This is a genomic window from Paenibacillus sp. SJS-P3, assembly GCF_056711585.1.
On the sequence record NZ_CM160043.1, the window covers coordinates 3,601,827 to 3,620,639 of the forward strand.

Below are 18,813 nucleotides of genomic sequence, written 5' to 3' on the forward strand. Positions count from 1 at the left end.
GTTACCCTAGCGACAGAACGCCCAGGAGGTTCCTCATGAGTCTTACTTTATGCAATGTGCATTTCTCCGGCAAGAACGACCGGGTGGTCTATGTGTCGGGACCGTTGTACCGGTCGCTGAAGCTGTCCGGAAAAAAGAAGCTGTCGATCAGGCTTGGAAGGGAAACGGTGACGGCCTCGGTGAAGTCCGTCAAAAGGGAAGGCAACCATGTATACCTCGGCTCCGCCATCCGCCAGCACATCCGCGTTCCTAAGTCCGGCAACGTGTTCATGCTGCACGCGAACGAAGACGAGGTGCAATTCGGGCCGCTCGTCGGCATTCTGAGCGACGGCTATGTCTCCTCTTCCATGCCGTTCGGCTCCCGCACCGGCTTCATCAAGGAACTGATCCGCATCGGAGACAAGAAAGCCTACTTCTTCGGGTTCGCCCCGCGCGACATCAACTGGCAGCAGGAAACGGTGAACGGCTACTTCCTGAATGCCGACGGCGGCTGGTACCGCAAGACCGTACCTCTTCCGGACGTCGTCTACAACCGCCTGCCGAGCCGCAAGGCCGAGACCGGCACCTATATTTCCACGCTCCGCGAACGCTTCGTGCGCAAGGGAATCCCCTTCTTCAACTGGAGCTTCTTCAATAAATCCGATGTCTACAAGCTGCTCGACAAGGATGTCGAGGCGCTGCGCCATCTGCCGGAGTCGGTATCCGCACCGACAGAGGAGAAGATCAAGGAGCTGCTGAGCAAGCATAGCTTCGTCTACTTCAAGCCATCCGGCGGCAGTCTCGGAACCGGCATCTACCGTCTCACCTACCAGCCGAAAAAAGGCTATTTCGCCCGCTACCGCAGCGGCGGCAAAAACGTGCTGCTGCGCTTCGGCACCTTCCAGGGACTCATGAAGACTCTTCATGCCCGCATCGGAAGCTCCTTCGGAGGTTATGTGGTGCAGCAGGGCATCCGGCTCGTGGAAATCGACTCCTGCCCGATCGACTTCCGCTTCCACATGCACAAGAACGGCCGCAATGAGTGGGTGACCGCCGGCATCGGGGCCAAAAAAGCGGGACGCGGCAGCGTCACGACGCATATCAAGAACGGCGGCTCCTTGATGACGCCGGCAAGCGCCCTCTCGCGCGCATTCGGCGGAGAGACGAGCGAAGTGCTCGAGAAAGCGAAAAAAGTAGCCGTGAGGATGTCGGAGGCAATCGAGCGCAACTATCCTCACCGCCTGGGCGAGCTCGGTCTGGATATCGGCATCGACAAGGAGGGCGACGTCTGGATGTTCGAGGCCAACGCCAAGCCCGGACGGTCCATTTTCAAGCATCCCGCCTTGAAGACGGAAGGCCGCGCCTCTCTGGAATATATTCTGGAACATTGCCTGTACCTGAGCCGCTTCCGAGGGAGGGACAGCTGATGGAGCTCGAGCAATTTCCCGGCTATCCTCCCGCCGAGCTCGCTTCCAAGCGGCCGGTTCTGGCTATCCTGACGATGTCGGATCGGTTGCTCGGGTTCAGAGGCAATCGCGAAAACTTCGCCGACGTGGCCAAAACCGGACGCGATATGGGCTTCACCGTCTATGTCCTGCCCTGCAAAAGCCTGAATTTCACCGATCCGATGCTGATCGGCTACGGCTTGAACGACAAGACGGGGGAATGGATCAAGGGTCGCTTCCCCTTCCCCGACCTCGTCTACAATCGGATTCCCCAGCGCGAGGACGAAATGCGCCCGAAGGTGCAGCAAAAGATCCGGCTGTGCCAGCAGCATCCCCGGATCAAAGGCGTCTTCAATCCTTCCTTCTTCAACAAATGGGAGCTGTTCGAGTGGCTGAAGAAATCCCAGGCGACGAAGCGCTATATTCCGTCCACCCGCAAAATGGTTTCGGTCACCGGCCTCTGCCGGATGATCAGCCAGCATCCCTATCTCTACCTGAAGCCGGTCAGCGGCAAGGCAGGCAAGGGAATCATGACCATCCGGGTGATGGAGGGCAAGACGCTGCCTTATCGGCTGCGCATCCAGCAAAAGAAAAAAAGCAGCACGTATAATTGCGCGACGATAAGCAAGCTGTGGTCGCGTATTCTAAGAGAGAGCGGCGGAGTGTCGTACATCGCTCAGCAGGGCATCGATCTCGCGCTGTACCAGGAGCGCCGGTTCGACCTCCGCGCGCTCGTGCAGAAAAACGGAAGCGGCCAATGGGCCGTCTCCGGCATCGGCGCCCGCCTCGCAGGCTCCCGAAGCATCACGACCCATGTTCCCCGAGGAGGCAGCATCGAGGATCCGGAGAAGCTGCTCCAGCATGCTTTTGGCACCCAGGAGGCCCGCGAGCTCATGAGCAAGGCAAAGAGCGCCTGCGTGCAGCTGGCCCGGCAGATCGAGAAAGCCAGCGGGCAATGCCATGGCGAAATGTCGATGGATCTCGGCGTCGACGCGGAAGGCTGCCTGTGGTTTTTCGAAGCCAACGCCAAGCCGATGAAGTTCGACGAGCCCCACATCCGCAAAAAATCGCTCGAGCGCATTTTCCAATACGGATCGTACCTGATGCGCTCGCCGAAACAGGGGAAGGTTGGAGGCGCATAAGCATATGAATGTACAGCTGCTCACACCGGCGCAGTGGAGCTGTCACCGGGATCGGTTGATCCGGCTCATCAAGTCTTGGGGCAGCGGCAGGCTGACCGGAGCGGGACTCGCCGCGCTGGAAGCGTTGCAGCCGGCCGATCTCGAGCCGAGGCAGCTTGGCGGCAGCCGGTCTGCGCCGGCAGCCGCGATCGCCGTGGTCACGACGGAAGACGGCAAGACGGCGGGCGCGGCTTTCGCCCGCGAGGCGGGCCTGGAGGCCTGCCTTGTCGCCGTTGCCCCTCCCCTGCGCGGGCGCGGAGCCGGCAGCCTGCTCCTGAAGGCGCTGCAGGAGCGCTGGGGGCATCTCTCCTGCAGAGTCGCCGCGGACAATACCGCGAGCATGAAAATGTGCTTCCGCGCCGGTCTTGCGGCGACATCCCTGCAGGACGGCCCAACCGGCAAGGCGACGCTCCTGTTCCAAAGCGCTGCTTGGCCGGTTGCCGCAGCGGAAGCCGCCGCCGCTCATGCAGCGGATCCTCCGTCCGCGGCAAGGCCCGGAAGCCCAGCCTCCCCGCGGCTTCGAAGCGGAACGGCCGGTTCCCGGCCGGCTTCGCCGCTTATCCAACATCCGGGGGGAACAAGCCGACCGCCGGACGCATCAAGGAGAGATGACAGTGGCCCGACCCGTACTCGGCATTTTAACGTTATACCTCAATAACCAGAAGCAGCTCGAGGAGAGGCCCGTCTACCAGCGGATGATCGTCGCGGGCAAGCGCCTCGGCATGGACGTGATGGTGTTCACCCCGGCGGATGTCGATTACGAAGGAAACCGGATCAATGCCATGTTCTACGACCCTTCGACGAAAATATGGTCGCGGCGCCGGTCGGCCTTTCCGCATCTCATCTTCGACCGCTGCCGCATCCAGAATTCGCCCCGGTTCGAGCAGCTGAAGAAATTCCGCTCCCGCTACGGGCATCTCGGATTCCTGAACCGGCCGCTGAGGAACAAATGGAAGATATACAAAACGCTTCAGTCGCAGCCCCGCTTCCAGAACAAGCAGCCCCAGACGCTGATGTACGCCTCCCACCGGGATCTGACCGACATGCTGAAGAAGCATCCGCTCGTCTTCCTGAAGCCGATCAACGGCACAGGAGGGCGCGGCATCCTGCGGATCGAAAAGCTTGGCGGCAGCATGTATTCCATCCAGGGACGCGACCAGTCGCGGAAGATCATCCGGCCCCAGAAAGTCGGCGCGAACGGGCTTCGGAACCGTCTAAGCTCCTGGAGACTCGGCGGAGGACGCTATATCATCCAGCAGGGCATCCAGCTGAAGCTTCCGAGCGGACGCGTCCATGACTACCGGATGCTCGTGCAGAAGAACGGACGCGGCGAATGGGAGCCGACCGGCTGCGCGGGACGGATCGGAGCGGCCGGCAGCATCACCTCCAACCTTCACGGCGGCGGCAAGGCGGCAAAAATGGAAGAGCTGCTCGATTCCTGGATCGATGAAGGACTGCAGTCATCCGAGATCAGGCTCGAGGCCGAGCAGTTCTCGATCGAAGTGGCCGAATATCTGGAACGGCAGTACGGCAGGCAGTACGGCAGGCTGTGCGAGCTCGCCCTCGACCTGGCGATCGACCGTCAGGGCGGCATCTGGCTGCTGGAGGTCAATCCCAAGCCGGCACGCGAAGTGTTCAAGCAGAGCGGAGATCCGGATACCTACGACCGGGCGATCGTCAAACCCCTTGAATATGCCCTGTACCTCTATAACCGCAAGGCGAAGCGCAAGTCGGGCGGCCGCACCAAGGACAGCCGTCCCGTCGGCTCCGGCAAGGCTGGCAGGCGCGCGGGCGGCGACCGGACGAAGGGAATCCGTCCGGCTGACCAGCGGAAAGGCCGTTCCGAAACAACTCCCGTCGATAGCGGCAAGGCCGGCAGCCTCTCTGTCCGGAGGGAGCCTTCGGCAAAAGAAAGCTTCGGCAAAACGGGCCAGGCGCGCGTCCGGGTTCCGGGCGGGTTCCTGAGGCGCAGCCCCGTCTTGCCCGGCAAGCCTCTGGCCGCCGACCGGCCGGTGGTCCGTTCCGTCCAACGGCTTCCGGAGCCGGAAGAAGACTGGACGCCCGAAAGCCAAGCGACGGAACTTGAACCGCCCTCTGAAGCGGCGGCCGAGACGGATACGGGCTCTATGTCTGCCGAGGGTCCGGCTGAATCATAGGCCTCTCATGCAAAAAGGAATCGGACACGGGAAAACCGTGCTCGACTCCTTTTTTAGCTGCACCTCTGTCCCTGTCTTCGTGTTGCTCGGTCCCTGGTGTCTCGCTGCTCAGTCCCTGTCTTCGCATTGACCAAGGATCCGCCATCGCCAGCTTCAACAGCCATCATGGAATGTCAGCTCCTTCCAACAGACGGAATGAAACAGCGGCATCCCAATGGGATGCCGCTTTCGGTATGCGGTTCAAGCTTCCGGCAGCAGCTCCAGCAGCTCGGCGAAGCCGGAGATGCGCACGTCGCTGCCGTCCAGCTCGCCGCTGTCGCCGAAGCCTGCGTATGCGCAGCCGACGACGGCGAGCCCGTTGCCGGCTCCCGCCTGCACGTCGGAGGAGCGGTCGCCGACCATCCAGGCGCTGCCGATGCCGTTCTCTTCCAGCAGCAGACGCACGAGATCCGTCTTGGAAGCCGTTCCCCGGCCGCCAGCGGTGTACAGTCCGGCGAACAGCCCGTCCAGACGCTTATGCAGCACGATGCCCTCCACATAATCCTGGAGGCCGTTGCTGGCGACGAACAATGTGATGCCCTGCCGCTTCAGCTCCGCCAGCGTCTCCGGCACGCCTTCGTACAACAGCCCGTCCCCGGCCGACAGCCCTTCCAGCTCGTACTGCAGCATCAGCACGTCCGCGCGCCGCCTCGCCGCCTCGGAGGCATCCGGCATCAGCTTGCGCCATATATCCTCCAGCAGCATGCCCAGACAGCCGAGCAGCGCTTCGACAGGCGGTTCAGGCTGCGTGTACAAGCCTTCGTCGCGGAGCGTGCCGAACAGCCTTCCGTGCACGAGCCGCAGCAGCGTCTCCGTCTGGAACAGCGTGCCGTCCATATCGAAAATGACCGCTTCGGGCCTGAACAGCTTATTGATGCCGATTTCCTTCGCCATGCTCCCACCCTTTGCCTGATTGATTGCCATCATCATACGGGAAGCGCCCGCAATAGGCAACCTACCACTTGGAGGCGTCGATGTCTCCCGGCTTCAGCCCTTGCCATACATTGGGGATGCTGACCGCATCGGGGTCGTCGAACACCAGGAACGCGGTCGGCAAGTACCGTTCGCCATGCTGGGAAGACGGATTGTTGACAATCTCTCCGCCGTTCACCAGCACGGTGGACGAGCCGCCGTCGAGATTGGCCGCAATGACCGCGCCGTGATCCAGCAGGATATTCTGCACGTCGTACAGATCCGCCCCGATGCTGTAGCCCGGCTGGCGGCCGTCGATGACGACGAACAAGATCGATCCGTCCGCCTTCTGGCCCATCGCGGTGCGGGGAGCGATGCCCCAGCCGTCGCCATGGTTTTTGACGAGCCCCTTGCCGTTCACGATGATGCGCGGCTGGAACGTGACGCCTTCCTGAATGCCCAAATCCTCCAGCTGCTTCAGCGTGTAATGGCCGGCGATCATCTTGCCGCTCTTGTCGAGGCCGACGATCTGGGTGCTCTTGGATTTGTCGAGATCCTGGTAGAGCACCTTGCCGCGTGAAATGACGGCTCCGATCGGCTGGAAGCCGTTGCCCTTCCAGTTCGGGTCCGCGAATCCGCCGGCGTTGACTCCCGCGATCGCCCCGTAGCGCTTGACCATGCTCGTGACCTTTTCCCCTTTGCCCTTGGCGGCAGGAATGCCGAGCCGGATCTTGGTCGGATCGCTGACCGTCATCACGAAGCCCTTGAAGGACTTGCGGGATATCGGCTCGACGGTGACCAGCTCCTTCGGCTTGTCGGAAGCCGTCGACGAACCGGCCGGCTGCATGATCTCATGATGATCCGCCTCCTGGCCCATCTTGTCGAAGGACTGCTGGTAGGAGGCGACGCGCTTGTCCAGCTCCTCCTGGCCGATGAGATACTTGGCCCAGATGCGATGCTGCGTCGTAATCAGCGTATCCGCCGCCAGATAGCGGTATTCATTTCCGCTGGGGGTATAGAAAAGCCATGCGGCCAAAGCTCCGGATGCGACGATTCCGGCCGCGCACAACATCAGGCACAGGCGGAACAGACTTGCGAAAAATCCCCGTTTCTTGCGGCTCCGCTTCTTGCGGGCCTGCGAGCGGGAAGCTAATTGCGCCAACGTCATCCCTCTCTCCACATATAGTCAACGACTCAGACGAAGGGAGCGGGATGAAAGTTTCAGGAATAAATGGAAGCAGCGCCGCTGCTGCGGCAAGGTTCATCTATCCCTCCTTGGCTTCGGCTCTATCCGCGCGCAAGGAGCTGCTTCGCGGGCGGGAGGCATAGCTGTGCAGAACCATTCCGGCCATGACGACGATCATTCCGATCCAGGAAATCGGAGAAGGATAGGCGCTTCCGAGCAGCAGCATCTCTCCTCCCGCCGCGAACAGCACCTCCAGGGATTGGGTGGCCTCGACGGAAGCCATCTTCTCCGTGCTGCGTCGGGCCAGATCGGTGGCGTGGAAAAAGAGCACCGTAGCCGCCACTCCGGCAAACACGGCGATGAGCAGCGTCTGCAGCAGCTGGCCGCCGGACGGCGGTCCATCCATCGACCAGCCGAGCGCGGCCAGCAGCAGCCAACAAGGCAGGCTGGCAATCGTCATTCCCAGCACTCGCTGGTAGGCGTCCAGCCGGCCTCCGCAGAGCTCCATCATCTTGCGGTTGCCAAGCGGATAGGCAAAGGAGGCCACGACGACAGCCATGATCCCCAGCCATGCTTCTCCGGCGTCCAGCGGGCTCGCATATCCGATCTGCATCAGCGCGACGCCCGCAAGGATGATCAATGACAACGCAAGTCCTCTCAGCGGAAGCTTCTGACGCCTTCTGCGGGCTCCTTCCGAAGTCATGACCGTCTCATAGAAGAAAGGAACCAGCAGCGATCCGGATATGATCGTGATCTGCCACACCCCCGCCGTCAGCCAGCCGGGACTATAGGCGGCCGCATAGCAGATCGGGGCGTAGAACAGCCCGAAGCCGACAAAGCTCCACAGCAGCCAGCTGCCGGGCCTGAGCCTCATCTCCCGGAACAGGGGAAGCAGCCTGCCTCTCGCGCCGACGAGAAGCATGAGCAGCGGAACCATGAAGAAATATCGGAGCGATGCGCTCCAGAGCCAGCTGCCCCCCGCAAGCTCCATCCCGCGGTTGAGCACGAACGTGACCGCGAACAATAATGCCGATGCGGCGCCGAGCGCGATAGGACGCATGACGGCTCTCCTCCCTTTTTGCACAACTCAATCGCTTTAATGCTATTAAACCGCTTTTCGGCCAAGTAGGCCAGTGTCCGTTCCGCCCGTGCCGGCATAGGCTATAACATCCTTAATCCATCGGAGGCATGCGCATGTCATTTGTACCTGTAGGTCCCGGCTACCCGCCTTATCCGTACCCCTACCCTTATCCGCCCTATCCGGAAGTTGTTCCTCTCCCCATTCAGTACCCGATCGGCGGGTTCGGTCCTGGATTCGGTCCCGGGTTCGGTCCCGGCTTTCACGGCCCCGGCTTCGGTCCCGGGTTCCATGGCCCGGGCTTCGGTCCCGGCGGCTCCGGTTTCCACGGAGGGGGAGGCTTCCATGGCGGCGGTTTCCATGGCGGCGGTTTCCATGGCGGCGGACACCGTCCCCCTTCCATATTCGACCGCTGATTCTCTTGCCGTCCAAACAAAAAACGCCGGAGCGCCCCCGGCGTTTTTCCCTATGTTCCTGTAGACTCTTCTCGTTTTCCGATATGTCGCAGTTCGTTCAGAACATCTTCTTCTGGCCCATGTCCGCTTTGATAATTTCCACGGATTCCTTGAACCTCATCGCATGGACGATTTCCCGTTGGCGAAGGAACTTCAAGCTGTCCTGCAGATCGACGTCGTCCGTATAATCGATGAGCCATTGATAGGTGGCCCGGGCTTTCTCCTCTGCCGCGATATCCTCGTACAGATTCGCAAGCGGATCGCCCTTGGCCGCGATATAAGTAGCCGTCCAAGGAATTCCGGCGGCATTCTCGTAGAACAAGTCCCCGCCATGATTGACAAAATCGGCTCCCAGCCCCGCCGCTCTCAGCTGGTCGGGCGTTGCGTCCTTGGTCAGTTTGTAGATCATCGTCGCGATCATTTCCAGATGGGCGAATTCCTCCGTGCCGATATCGTTCAAGACTCCGATGACCTTATCGGGAATCGTGTAGCGCTGGTTCAAGTAGCGCAGCGCCGCCGCCAGCTCCCCGTCCGCCCCCCCGTACTGCTCCGTCAGGAATTTGGCCATCATGGGATCGCATTTGCTTACTCGAACCGGATACTGAAGCTTTTTTTCATAGAGCCACATCGTTCCACCCCGCTTTCCCGGTTATGAGACGCTATTGCCTTGTCCTGCTCCGCTTCATTCCCAGCTGTCTCTTTAGCCCGCGTCGCCAGGGGGAGCCTTGCCGGCTCCTCCCTCATCGACGCTGCGCACCCGCTGCACCTGCGCTGACAGCCGGCTCCGGCTATGTTGCCTGCTTGCCGCATTTCCGACCCTGCTGAACACATGCGGTCATACCTGCCACGGCCATGGAGTCTCGCTCCACTGCCATGGGTAACGGGAGTAGCTGTTGCCGAAGTTCACGAGCGGACCGAACTGCATTTCGAACTGCTGGGCGCAAGCCTGCCGTTTCTGGGCCAGCTGGTTGAACTGCTGGATCGCCTGCATGTCTCCCGGATGGGTGTTGAGATACAGATTCAGCTCCACAAGCGCGAAATCCAGCGTCTGGAGCTCCCTCAACTGGGCATAGTAGGCTTCCATGTCAAACACCTGCTTCTCCTCGCTCATAGATCCCGGTCAGCTCCTTCCGCATCTGGATTCGTAAGGACTGTAGAGCGCCGGCCACAGCGTGCCCAGCCTAAGCGCTTCCTCGAGCGGATACTGAGGCAGTCCCATCGGCTGATAGGGAATATACTGGTTGGGAGGGATGACGTACGTCTTCACCTGAATGGGCGGACAAGGATCGAACGGACCATGGAACGGGAACCACTCCCGGTATCCGGCTCCGGGCACGCCCGGAGGAGGAATTTCCCCGCCTTGATAGCCTGCCGGCTGGACGGCGCCGTACCCTCCTTGGGCTTGATTTCCGCCGTATCCGCCTTGATTCCCGTATCCGCCCTGAGCTCCATAGCCTCCCTGGACAGAAGCCTGGAACTCGGGCTCATTTCGATAGGTTCCGGGAGAATAGCCTTGATTCCCGATGACGCCGCCGTATGGACCCGGTGCAGCGCCGTACGAAGCCGGAGCTCCCGCTCCTTGCCTGCCTGCCTGCATGTTCATGCCATCATCCCTTCTGACTGACCTGGGCGCGTCGGCTCGTCAAGCCGGGACATTCGGCGCCCTGCTGTTATGCTCGTTTAAAGGGTATGTAGGATGGCTTTTCCAACTTGCCATAATTTTAAAAGACCGTGCGACCCGGCACGAATCGCAGGATGGCAGCTCCCAGCCGCCTGCATGATCGTCCTGCCGATAGAAGCCGCTTGTTCCGCACGCTCGGCATCCATTCCGATGCATGCAGGCAATCATGCCCGATATGGGAGCCCAGCCTCATCTCCCCGCGACTGGACGCGAATCGACAGCTCGGGCTATGACGGCGAACAAACGGGCCGCATCCGCTCCGGATGCCGTCATGTACTCCGCTCCGGCTCTGTCCAAGCCCATCCATACGGATGCGGTATAACGTGCCGTATACCCGACGAACCAGGCATCCCGGCTCGATCCGGGAGGACCGCCCTCCAGCTGCGTCGTGCCGGTCTTGCCGGCCACTTCTCGACCCAAGCCCGCCTTCCTGCCGGTTCCGTCCCGGGCGGCGCCTTGCAGCATGGAGGTCATGGCGGCCGCGGTTTCCGCCGACATCGCCCTCTTGCCGGCAGGCTGGAAGGCATAGACGATTCTGCCATGCCGATCCGTGATGCTGCGGATGAGATGCGCTTCCTCATAGCTTCCTCCGGCCGCGAACGCCCGGTAAGCCTGGGCCATCTCAACCGGCGTAACTCCGGAAGACAGTCCTCCGAGCGCAATCGCCAGATGCCGGTCTTCCTTCCCTAGCCGGATACCGAGCCCCGAGGCGAATTTCACCGAGGCTTGCAGCCCAATCTGCTGAAGGAGCCATACCGCGGGGGAATTGATCGAATTCTGGACGGCCTGCCGCATCGGGACGCTTCCTCTGTATACCCCTCCCGGATTCGTCGGGGCGTAGCCGCCGTAGCTGGCTTTGCGGTCCTCCAGCATGGATTCCGGGGAGTACAAGCCCGTCTCCAGCGCCGGTCCGTATACGGAGATCGGCTTGAATGCCGAGCCGGGCTGGCGGCGGGCGAACGCACGGTTGAATCCGCCCGAGGCCCCGCTGCTGCCTCCCGCGAAGGCCATGATCTCGGCAGTCCCGTTGTCCAGCACGACGGCAGCCGCTTGAACCGGCTTGCCGAGAGAGCTCTTGGGCAGATCGGCATCTCTGGCAAGCTTCTTCTCGATGTCAGCCTGCAAGCCCGCATCCAGACCGACCGCAACCGTGTATCCCCCGCCGAGCAGCTCCTCTTCGGACAGCGAAGCTCTCTCCCCCGCCTCCCGGATGACGGCTTCTGCGAGAGAAGCGCTCGCCGGCTTTTTCGGCGCCGCAGGCGCCTTGTAATCGACGGCGCCGGCCATCTCCATTTGCCGCTGCGTAATATATCCTTGCTCGCGCATGAGCCGCAGGACGACTTGGCGCCGCTCCTTGCTGCGCTCCGGGTGGTCGATCGGATTGTACAGCGCCGGTCCCTTCGGGATGGCTGCGAGCGTCGCAATCTGCCACAGCTCCAGACGCTCCAGCCTCGACTCGCCGAAGTAGCGCTCAGCCGCCGCTTTCACACCGTACAGCTGCTTGCCCATGTAGACCCGGCTCAAATACTGGCGGAGCAGCTCGTCTTTGGAATAGCGCCGTTCCAAGGAGAGCGCGGCGGCCATTTCGAGAGCTTTGCGCAGCAAGCTCTTCTCATTGGACAGATAGGCCGTCCTGGCGAGCTGCTGCGTGATGCTGCTGCCTCCCTCGACGATCCGGCCGCTGGAGACATTTGCTGCCGCGGCTCTGAGCAGGGCGCGGAAGTCGATGCCGCCATGCGAATAGAACCTTTTGTCCTCCGTCGCCACGAAGGCTTCCTTCAACAGATGAGGGAGCTGCCGCTCCAGCTCTCCTCCACGATATCCATACTGCGGGCTCGTCAGCACGCCCAGCTGCTTGCCCTGGCGGTCGATCAGAAGCGAGGGCGCGACCGGCTCGCCAAGTGCGCGCGCGCCGTCCGTGACGGCGTCTCCCGCCCAGTGCAGCGCGGCGATTCCGAGCATGCATAAGGCTGCCGCAACCGCAGCCGCATCGAACCAGAAGCGGCTTTGCCATAAGGGAAGGCGGCTCCACGGCTTCTTAATATTCCCTTTCATCCGGCGCATCGGACTTGTCCGTCCTTTCTCCATTCCGCTGCTCCCAGCGCTGCATGCGTCCCCGAATGTCGGCCAGCTGCTTCTCCGCTTCATGCAGGGAGTTTCTCATCATCGCCTCTTTCGGCAGCCTTTCCGCAGTCGGCAGGCAGGCTTCATACTCTTCCCGCAGCTTGCCGGAGCGCCAATGGTAGAAAACCAGAAAAAGGGCGGCACATGCCATCAGCAGCGCCGGTTTGGCGCCGACATGATTGACGATCCAGGCAGCCGACCGGGCCGGCAGGCTCCCTCTCCCGATTCCGCTTGACCGGGTCAACAATCTCAGCAGCCGCAGCAGCAAGTATCCGCAAGCTCCGCTGAGAATGGCCGATGAAACGCATGCGAGATAAAACTTTCTTCGGATGGCTTCAAATGACATGCCGCAATCCCTCCCTATGATTACGACCTTACCAGGAAGTTCTTAATAATCGCGGGAGATGCGGCTTAGGAAATTCTTAACTTTCCGGCAGGAGATGAATATTCACGCGAGAGAAGAATCTCCCAGCATCGTTCCGAAGGAACCCGGGGATCCTTCCCTGCCAGGAGGAGGACTTCGAAATTCCGTTCGCTGCCAGAAGAAGGAACCCCCAAATCCCGCAGCGTACGGGGCTGTGCTACAATAGGTGGAAAAAAATACAAAAAGGGGGTTCCTCATGTTTGGAACGGATGTGACAGCGAAATTCGCGCCTTTCGGGGCGGCCCATCTGGCCAGCCTGCTGCTCATTGCCGCCGTCGTGCTGGCCGTCTATCTGCTTCGCCGCAAGCTCGCCCTGAGGCCGGCTCCCGGACGCTTCATCCTGGCGGCGCTGCTGGCGGCATGCGAGATTCTGCTCAATGTCTGGTATGTACGCGGAGATGTATACAGCCCCTCTTCCACGCTGCCGCTCGAGCTGTGCAGCATCTCCTTGTACTTATCCGTCCTGATGCTGCTGCTGCGCAGCCGTTTTCTGTTCGGCATCGTCTACTTCACGGCGATCGGTGGCGCTCTCCAGGCACTGGCCACGCCTGTGCTGGCATACGCTTACCCACATTTCCGTTTCCTGGAATTTTTCATCGCGCACGGCCTGCTGATCGTCTCCGCCCTCTACATGGTCTGGGTAGAAGGATTCCGGCCGACGCTGCGCTCCGTCTTCACCGCCTGGGCAGCCGTCAATGTCATCGCCGTCTTCGTTTATGCCGTCGACAGGCTGACGGGAGCCAACTATATGTTCCTTGCACGCAAGCCTTCGTCCTCCTCGCTGCTGGATGTCCTCGGTCCTTATCCGTGGTACATCCTTTCGCTCGAGCTGGTCGCGCTGCTGCTCTTCTTCCTGCTGTATCTGCCCTTTGCCCGCATCAACCGTGCAGAGGACAGCAAGCAGCCGGCCGCCTCCTGAAGGCTTCTTTATCCGCATGGCTGTGGATGCGCGGAGTATTCGCGGCTCATGCCTCCCCCATGAGGCAAGCGGATCGACCCGAGCAGCCGCACAAAAAAGCCCGCTGCTCCTGGTTATGCCAGAGCAGCGGGCTTTCGCCTTCGTTACAGCCGAATCCGGAGCTTGAACAGTCCGGCCTTGCGGGCGGCCATGTAGATGATGACGACCAGCGGTCCGATGAACACGCCGATGACGCCGACCAGCTTGAAGCCTACATACAGGCTGACCAGCGCGGAGATCGAGCCGATGCCGACGGAATCTCCGAGAATCTTCGGCTCGATGATCCGCCTGACGACCGTAATGACGAGGAACAGCACCAGCAGGCCGATGCCCGTCCCGACTTGGCCCGTCATCATGAGGTAAGCTGCCCAAGGGACGAGCACGGACCCGGTGCCGAGAATCGGCAGTATATCCACGACGACGATCAGCAGCGCGATGGCCAGGGAGTAGTTGATCCCGAGAATGACGAGGCCGAGCAGCGTGATGATGTACGTGACGAGGCTTAGCAGCAGCTGGGACCGCAGGAATCCGAAGATGGACGACTTGAGATTGTCCAGCACCGATCCGACCTGCAGCTGGGAATCCTCGTGGAACTGCGACAGGAATGACTTGCGCATCGTATTCAGGCTGAAGCTGAACATGTAAACGGCTACGATGAACACGATGAAGAAGATGAACATTCCCGGCAGCCCCGAGGCGAACTGGACGACGGACTTGGAGAAGCCCGTGACGACGGACATCAGCGTCCCGGTCAGGCCGCCCAGCACCTTCTCGAGCTGCGCCGCCGCATCGGGAGGCATGTTCGTGTACAGGTCCTTGGCGTTGTCGGTCGTATGCAGGAAGTATTGGTTGGCATCCGCCACCATGCCCGGCACGCGATCCCAGAAGGCGATGAGCTCGGCGATCAGCTTGAAGCCGATGCCTCCCGCCAGCGCAAGCAGCGCAAGCGTGAACAGCGTGCAGGAGACGATCGCCGCGGACAGCCGGTTCATCCTCGCCCGGCGCATCAGCAGGCCGTTCAGCGGCTCCAGGAAGATGGCGACGACGAGAGCGAGCAGGAACGGAGCCCCCACGGTGAAGCTCAAGTACAGCAACAGCAGGCCTACTGCGATGAAAACAAGGGTTTTGACAGACATCGGCTTCTCTCCCCAAGGGGTGCGGCGCCCCTGGCTGATCCCGGCCGCATCCCCGGCAAGAGCTGTGTCCAGCCTCTCAGGGTTCAGCTGTCGGCCTGCTCCGCCTCTGCGGGAAGGGCTTCGGCTGCGGGATCGCGGTAGATATGTACGCGCAGCACGCGAAGTCGCTGGCAATCTGCTATCTCAAATACATATTCGCCATAGACGACTTTCTTGCCTCTTGCAGGATTTCCTTCCAGCCGGATGAAGAGCCATCCTCCGATGGAATCGACATCGTCATCCTCGATGTCGAGGCGGAACATATCGTTGATATCGTCGATGAGCATGCGCCCCTCGACGGTCGTCACCTGATCCTTGACGACGACGCTCGGCTGGTCCTGGTCGAATTCGTCATGGATCTCTCCCACGATCTCCTCGAGGATCATCTCCGTCGTCAGCATGCCGGCCGTGCCGCCGTACTCGTCCACGACGATGGCCAGCTGCGAATGGCGGCGCTGCATCAGCTGCAGCACCTGGCTGATCTCCATCGATTCCGGCACGTTCAGCACCGGCCGGATCAGCTCGCGCACATTATGGTCGCGTCCCGCATCCGCCGTCAACAGGTCGGTGATATGGACGAACCCGATGATCTGATCCTTGTCCTCCAGGCCGACCGGATAGCGCGTATGCTTGGTGCGGTAGACGATGTTCAGGTTGTCGCCGAAGGACAGGTTGGCGAAAAGGCAATCCATATCCGTCCGGGGCAGCATGACCTCGCGGGCCACCATGTCGGAGAAATCGAAAATATTGTCGACGAGCTTCATTTCGTTGGAATCGATGACTCCGCTCTTGGCGCTCTGGTTGACGAGCAGGCGGATCTCCTCTTCGGTATGGGCCGTCTCATGCTCGCTGGCCGGAGCGATGCCGAACAGCTTCAGCAGGCCGTTGGCAGCTCCGTTGAGCACGACGATCGCCGGCTTGAACACCTTGTAGAAGAACATGAGCGGTCCGGACAGCCAGAGGGAAACGTCCTCCGCCTTCTGGATGGCCAGCGACTTGGGAGCGAGCTCGCCGAGCACGATGTGCAGGAAGGTGATGACCAGGAACCCGATGATCAGGGATACCGTCGAGATGACCGATTCGCTCGTGACTCCGAACTTGAACAGCAGAGGCTCCACGATCATATGCGAGACGGCCGGCTCGCCGACCCAGCCCAGTCCGAGCGAAGCCAGCGTAATGCCGAGCTGGGTCGCCGAGAGGTAAGCGTCGAGACGATGCGTGACCCGCAGCGCGTATGCGGCTTTCTTGTTGCCTTCGGAGCGCAGCTGCGTCAGCCGCGTCGAGCGTACCTTGACGAGCGCGAACTCGGCCGCAACGAAAAATCCGTTGAGCAGCACGAGAACGGCGACAAGGGCAAGGTTGAGAATAATTTCGCCAGGAACGAATTCTTTGGTCATTTCGGATACCCTCCATCAATAGTAAGCAGGCATGGAGCCTTTTTCACCCCTATTCCCCGAAATCGGCCCCGCCGAAGCAGTCGGCGCGGCCGCGGCAGGGCTACAAAATCGCTTTTTTCGACAAGAAGTCGGTATCCCGGTAATACATGTCCTTCACGAGCAGGTTCGGACCGCAGCAAGCGGCTGCCGGACAGTGGCAGTTGACGCTGCGGCTCAGCGGATGCTCCAGCCAGCGGCCGAACACATCGTCCAGCCGGTCGCGGCCGATATTGCCGAAGGCCGGAATATCGCTGAAGTCCGTGACGAACACATCGCCCGTAAACAGGTTGACGTTGAGACGGTTGCGGCCGTCCGGGTCGTTGCGCACGGTGACCCGGGATTCGCCGCGCAGCCTGGCAAGCAGCCTGCGGTCCTCTTCATCATCGCTGCAGGAGTAGAACGGGAGCGTGCCGAACAGCATCCACATCGATTCGTCGCGGCAATCCAGCAGATCCGATACGGCCGCCCTCATCTCTTCCTTGGACAGCGCGGGCAGATCGCTCGCCCATGCGCTCGGGTACATCGGGTGCACCTCGTGGCGGGCGCATCCCATCTCCCGGATCAGCTGGTGGATTTCGGGCATTTTGCGATGGGTGCGGTAATTGATCATGGATTCGGCGGACACGAGCACGCCGTCTTCGCTGAGCCTGCGCGCATTGTCCATCATCCTTTCGTACATGCGGACCGCGGCTGTCTTCGGCACGGCATGCCCCGAACGGGCGAAGCCGACCTCATGGAAATCTTCCGCAGAAGTATAGTTGAAGGAGATGTGCATCACGTCCAGATATGGAGCGATAAGGGCATAGCGGCCGTAATCGAGCGTCACGTTGGAATTGAGTTGCGAACGGATGCCCCGGCTGCGCGCATACTGCAGAATAGGCACGATATAGTCCTTGACCGTGCGCTCCGAATAGGACGGCTCGCCCCCGGTTATGCTGATCGTCCGCAGCTGCCCGACTTCGTCGAGGCGGCGGAGCAGAAGCTGCAGAGGCAGCTTGTCCGGCTCCCGCATCGTCAGCGTGTCGCCGACCGCGCAATGCTCGCAGCGCATATTGCATAGATTGGTGACCGTGAACTCCACGCTTGTCAGCGCATGGCTGCCATGCCGGGCGAGGCTCTCCAGCGGATCCCAAGGATCGTTGGCCGGAGAGAGGGGAGCTGACGTTTGTTGCAGGTTGGAAGTCATTTCTAACAGCACCTTAATTCTTCGTAGTAGACATCTGGGTCTATTGTACTTCTACGGCTTGGACATATCAAACGGCTCCCGGCCGTTCGGAAGCAAATAAAAGCAGGCCTCTCTCGAGGCCTGCTCACGATGGGCTTCATTCATGGGGCTTGGATTTCGTCCGTCATTCCGGCCGCCAAATCCCGAAGCTATACGCCTACAGCGGCGGTCTCCTCCGGCTGCTCGTCGTTGACGCCCGCGATCATGCGGGTGAGCTGCAGGCTCATGTCGATCTCGTAAGGAGCGTTCAGCCGCATCCCGACGTCATCCTGCAGCACCCTCACGATAGGGCGATGCGGACAGGTAGCCCGGACATCCACGACGACTCCGACTTCACCGGTCTGCAGACGTACGGTCATGCCGATCGGGTAGATCGCGACCTTGTCGCGGAACAGCTGCACCATCGACTGCTCGTACTGCGTACCGGTACCCGCATACAACGCCTCAACCGCCTGATGGGGGAGCATCGGGTTCCGGTAGATCCTGTTGGTCGTCATGGCGTCGTAGGAATCCACCATTCCGATCCATTTGGAGAAGTCGTGAATCTCCTTGCCCGCCAGCCCGTGAGGGTAGCCGCTTCCGTCCAGCCGTTCGTGGTGCTGGAGAGCGCAAAGAGCTGCGAGAGGAGGGATATTCGGCTCATTCGCCAATATTTCATGCCCGTACAACGTATGGCGCTTCATTTCCTCGTATTCTTCTCGAGTAAGCGTGCCCGGCTTCTTGAGCACCTCCGAGGAAATCCGGGTCTTGCCGACGTCGTGGAGCAGCGCTCCCATGCCGAGCATCATGAGCTTGTCCCTGGAGTAGCCATGCGATATTCCAAGCATGGTCGTATATACGCATACATTGAGCGAGTGCTGATAGAGGTAATGGTCGATCGAGGCCATGTTCATCAGCATGACGACGGATTCCTTATGGGAGGTCAGATCGTCGATGACCCGGTTCATCACATCGGCAAGCTGCTTGCCGACAAAGGGATAGGCGACCCCCCGCTTGCGCGGAGGCGCGTCCATCATCTGGCGGAAGCTGCTGCGGATCTCGGTCATCGCTACCCTCATCGTGTCTTCGCTGATCAGCTCCGGCACGATGATGTCTTCCGTGAATTCATCCTGTATATAAAGGAAATTGATATGGCATTCCTTGAGCCGCTCGATGATTCGGGCGGTCAGCTCCATTCGTTCTCCAAGGAGCACGATCCCTTCTTCGGAGAGAATCTTCTTGGCCAGTATCATCCCCGGCCTGCACATGCTGAGAGGCATCAGAATCATTCCCAGGTCGCTCCTGCCGTCCATAAATTTCACGAGTCGATAATGCTGAGCATACGTATTCGTTTATCGGCATGTCCGAACCGGAATGTTA

At 60.8% G+C, this 18,813-nt stretch carries 18 protein-coding genes; 6 read left to right on the plus strand and 12 right to left on the minus strand.

Going from position 1 to position 18,813, the window contains the following annotated elements; translation table 11 throughout:
- The first annotated feature begins 35 nt into the window (after nt 1-35).
- From AC06G8_RS16635 to AC06G8_RS16650, 4 genes are read left to right on the plus strand one after another with little or no spacing between them, the layout of a single operon-like run.
- A complete protein-coding gene (locus AC06G8_RS16635; protein WP_447663730.1) occupies nt 36-1,406 on the plus strand; it encodes a YheC/YheD family endospore coat-associated protein in 1,371 nt (456 codons plus the stop codon).
- Nucleotides 1,406-2,566 carry a YheC/YheD family endospore coat-associated protein gene (locus AC06G8_RS16640; protein ID WP_447663731.1) on the plus strand — a complete coding sequence of 387 codons (1,161 nt, stop codon included), beginning with the start codon at nt 1,406-1,408 and terminating at the stop codon, nt 2,564-2,566. The genes AC06G8_RS16635 and AC06G8_RS16640 overlap by 1 nt, the downstream gene beginning before the upstream one ends.
- 4 nt (nt 2,567-2,570) lie before the next feature.
- Nucleotides 2,571-3,263 (plus strand): GNAT family N-acetyltransferase, encoded by a 693-nt coding sequence (locus AC06G8_RS16645; RefSeq protein ID WP_447663733.1) that lies wholly within the window; start codon nt 2,571-2,573, stop codon nt 3,261-3,263.
- Nucleotides 3,220-4,761 (plus strand): YheC/YheD family endospore coat-associated protein, encoded by a 1,542-nt coding sequence (locus tag AC06G8_RS16650; protein ID WP_480283344.1) that lies wholly within the window; start codon nt 3,220-3,222, stop codon nt 4,759-4,761. The genes AC06G8_RS16645 and AC06G8_RS16650 overlap by 44 nt, the downstream gene beginning before the upstream one ends.
- Before the next feature lie 240 nt (nt 4,762-5,001).
- Here AC06G8_RS16650 and AC06G8_RS16655 read toward each other — a convergent pair whose 3' ends face one another.
- The 3 genes from AC06G8_RS16655 to AC06G8_RS16665 all read right to left on the minus strand — a co-directional run bounded on the left by AC06G8_RS16655 (nt 5,002) and on the right by AC06G8_RS16665 (nt 7,958).
- Nucleotides 5,002-5,694: an HAD family hydrolase gene (locus AC06G8_RS16655; RefSeq protein ID WP_447663736.1), complete on the minus strand. Its 693-nt coding sequence runs from the start codon at nt 5,692-5,694 to the stop codon at nt 5,002-5,004.
- Nucleotides 5,695-5,755: 61 nt separating this feature from the next.
- Nucleotides 5,756-6,880, minus strand: a complete 1,125-nt coding sequence (locus AC06G8_RS16660) for a phosphodiester glycosidase family protein (protein ID WP_447663737.1) — start codon at nt 6,878-6,880, stop codon at nt 5,756-5,758.
- Nucleotides 6,881-6,977: 97 nt separating this feature from the next.
- A complete protein-coding gene (locus AC06G8_RS16665) occupies nt 6,978-7,958 on the minus strand; it encodes a DMT family transporter (protein ID WP_447663738.1) in 981 nt (326 codons plus the stop codon).
- A gap of 134 nt (nt 7,959-8,092) precedes the next feature.
- On the opposite strand from AC06G8_RS16665, the gene AC06G8_RS16670 reads away from it, so the two are divergent.
- A complete protein-coding gene (locus AC06G8_RS16670) occupies nt 8,093-8,392 on the plus strand; it encodes a hypothetical protein (protein WP_447663739.1) in 300 nt (99 codons plus the stop codon).
- 97 nt (nt 8,393-8,489) lie between these two features.
- On the opposite strand, the gene AC06G8_RS16675 is transcribed toward AC06G8_RS16670, so the two are convergent.
- From AC06G8_RS16675 to AC06G8_RS16695, 5 genes are all read right to left on the minus strand, one after another.
- Complete coding sequence (locus tag AC06G8_RS16675) at nt 8,490-9,059, minus strand: manganese catalase family protein (RefSeq protein WP_447663740.1); 570 nt, start codon at nt 9,057-9,059, stop codon at nt 8,490-8,492.
- A 207-nt stretch (nt 9,060-9,266) separates the two neighbouring features.
- Entirely contained in the window at nt 9,267-9,542 is a 276-nt protein-coding gene (locus AC06G8_RS16680) for a spore coat protein CotJB (protein ID WP_447663741.1), read from the minus strand.
- A gap of 9 nt (nt 9,543-9,551) precedes the next feature.
- Nucleotides 9,552-9,767, minus strand: a complete 216-nt coding sequence (locus AC06G8_RS16685) for a spore coat associated protein CotJA (protein WP_076356782.1) — start codon at nt 9,765-9,767, stop codon at nt 9,552-9,554.
- Nucleotides 9,768-10,301: 534 nt separating this feature from the next.
- Entirely contained in the window at nt 10,302-12,200 is a 1,899-nt protein-coding gene (locus tag AC06G8_RS16690; protein ID WP_447663742.1) for a transglycosylase domain-containing protein, read from the minus strand.
- Nucleotides 12,151-12,582: a hypothetical protein gene (locus AC06G8_RS16695; RefSeq protein WP_447663743.1), complete on the minus strand. Its 432-nt coding sequence runs from the start codon at nt 12,580-12,582 to the stop codon at nt 12,151-12,153. Before AC06G8_RS16695 ends, AC06G8_RS16690 begins: the two co-directional genes overlap by 50 nt.
- A gap of 274 nt (nt 12,583-12,856) precedes the next feature.
- Between AC06G8_RS16695 and AC06G8_RS16700 the strand changes: the two genes are divergently transcribed.
- A complete protein-coding gene (locus tag AC06G8_RS16700) occupies nt 12,857-13,579 on the plus strand; it encodes a YwaF family protein (protein ID WP_447663745.1) in 723 nt (240 codons plus the stop codon).
- Nucleotides 13,580-13,722: 143 nt separating this feature from the next.
- Here AC06G8_RS16700 and ytvI read toward each other — a convergent pair whose 3' ends face one another.
- The 4 genes from ytvI to AC06G8_RS16720 form a co-directional block, all read right to left on the minus strand.
- Nucleotides 13,723-14,754: a sporulation integral membrane protein YtvI gene (gene ytvI, locus AC06G8_RS16705; protein ID WP_447663747.1), complete on the minus strand. Its 1,032-nt coding sequence runs from the start codon at nt 14,752-14,754 to the stop codon at nt 13,723-13,725.
- A gap of 83 nt (nt 14,755-14,837) precedes the next feature.
- Nucleotides 14,838-16,190 (minus strand): hemolysin family protein, encoded by a 1,353-nt coding sequence (locus tag AC06G8_RS16710; protein ID WP_447663748.1) that lies wholly within the window; start codon nt 16,188-16,190, stop codon nt 14,838-14,840.
- Nucleotides 16,191-16,290: 100 nt separating this feature from the next.
- Complete coding sequence (gene yfkAB, locus AC06G8_RS16715) at nt 16,291-17,415, minus strand: radical SAM/CxCxxxxC motif protein YfkAB (RefSeq protein ID WP_447663749.1); 1,125 nt, start codon at nt 17,413-17,415, stop codon at nt 16,291-16,293.
- A 188-nt stretch (nt 17,416-17,603) separates the two neighbouring features.
- Nucleotides 17,604-18,722, minus strand: a complete 1,119-nt coding sequence (locus AC06G8_RS16720; RefSeq protein ID WP_447663751.1) for an HD-GYP domain-containing protein — start codon at nt 18,720-18,722, stop codon at nt 17,604-17,606.
- Nucleotides 18,723-18,813: the final 91 nt, after the last annotated feature.

Coding starts and splice junctions, on each gene's coding strand:
- AC06G8_RS16670 (WP_447663739.1), top strand. CDS start 8,093: ATGTCATTTGTACCTGTAGGTCCCGGCTACCCGCCTTATCCGTACCCC.
- AC06G8_RS16640 (WP_447663731.1), top strand. CDS start 1,406: ATGGAGCTCGAGCAATTTCCCGGCTATCCTCCCGCCGAGCTCGCTTCC.
- AC06G8_RS16645 (WP_447663733.1), top strand. CDS start 2,571: ATGAATGTACAGCTGCTCACACCGGCGCAGTGGAGCTGTCACCGGGAT.
- AC06G8_RS16635 (WP_447663730.1), top strand. CDS start 36: ATGAGTCTTACTTTATGCAATGTGCATTTCTCCGGCAAGAACGACCGG.
- AC06G8_RS16655 (WP_447663736.1), bottom strand. CDS start 5,694: ATGGCGAAGGAAATCGGCATCAATAAGCTGTTCAGGCCCGAAGCGGTC.
- AC06G8_RS16690 (WP_447663742.1), bottom strand. CDS start 12,200: ATGGAGAAAGGACGGACAAGTCCGATGCGCCGGATGAAAGGGAATATT.
- AC06G8_RS16665 (WP_447663738.1), bottom strand. CDS start 7,958: ATGCGTCCTATCGCGCTCGGCGCCGCATCGGCATTATTGTTCGCGGTC.
- AC06G8_RS16680 (WP_447663741.1), bottom strand. CDS start 9,542: ATGAGCGAGGAGAAGCAGGTGTTTGACATGGAAGCCTACTATGCCCAG.
- AC06G8_RS16695 (WP_447663743.1), bottom strand. CDS start 12,582: ATGTCATTTGAAGCCATCCGAAGAAAGTTTTATCTCGCATGCGTTTCA.
- AC06G8_RS16710 (WP_447663748.1), bottom strand. CDS start 16,190: ATGACCAAAGAATTCGTTCCTGGCGAAATTATTCTCAACCTTGCCCTT.
- yfkAB (WP_447663749.1), bottom strand. CDS start 17,415: ATGACTTCCAACCTGCAACAAACGTCAGCTCCCCTCTCTCCGGCCAAC.
- AC06G8_RS16720 (WP_447663751.1), bottom strand. CDS start 18,722: ATGATTCTGATGCCTCTCAGCATGTGCAGGCCGGGGATGATACTGGCC.
- AC06G8_RS16700 (WP_447663745.1), top strand. CDS start 12,857: ATGTTTGGAACGGATGTGACAGCGAAATTCGCGCCTTTCGGGGCGGCC.
- AC06G8_RS16660 (WP_447663737.1), bottom strand. CDS start 6,880: ATGACGTTGGCGCAATTAGCTTCCCGCTCGCAGGCCCGCAAGAAGCGG.
- ytvI (WP_447663747.1), bottom strand. CDS start 14,754: ATGTCTGTCAAAACCCTTGTTTTCATCGCAGTAGGCCTGCTGTTGCTG.
- AC06G8_RS16675 (WP_447663740.1), bottom strand. CDS start 9,059: ATGTGGCTCTATGAAAAAAAGCTTCAGTATCCGGTTCGAGTAAGCAAA.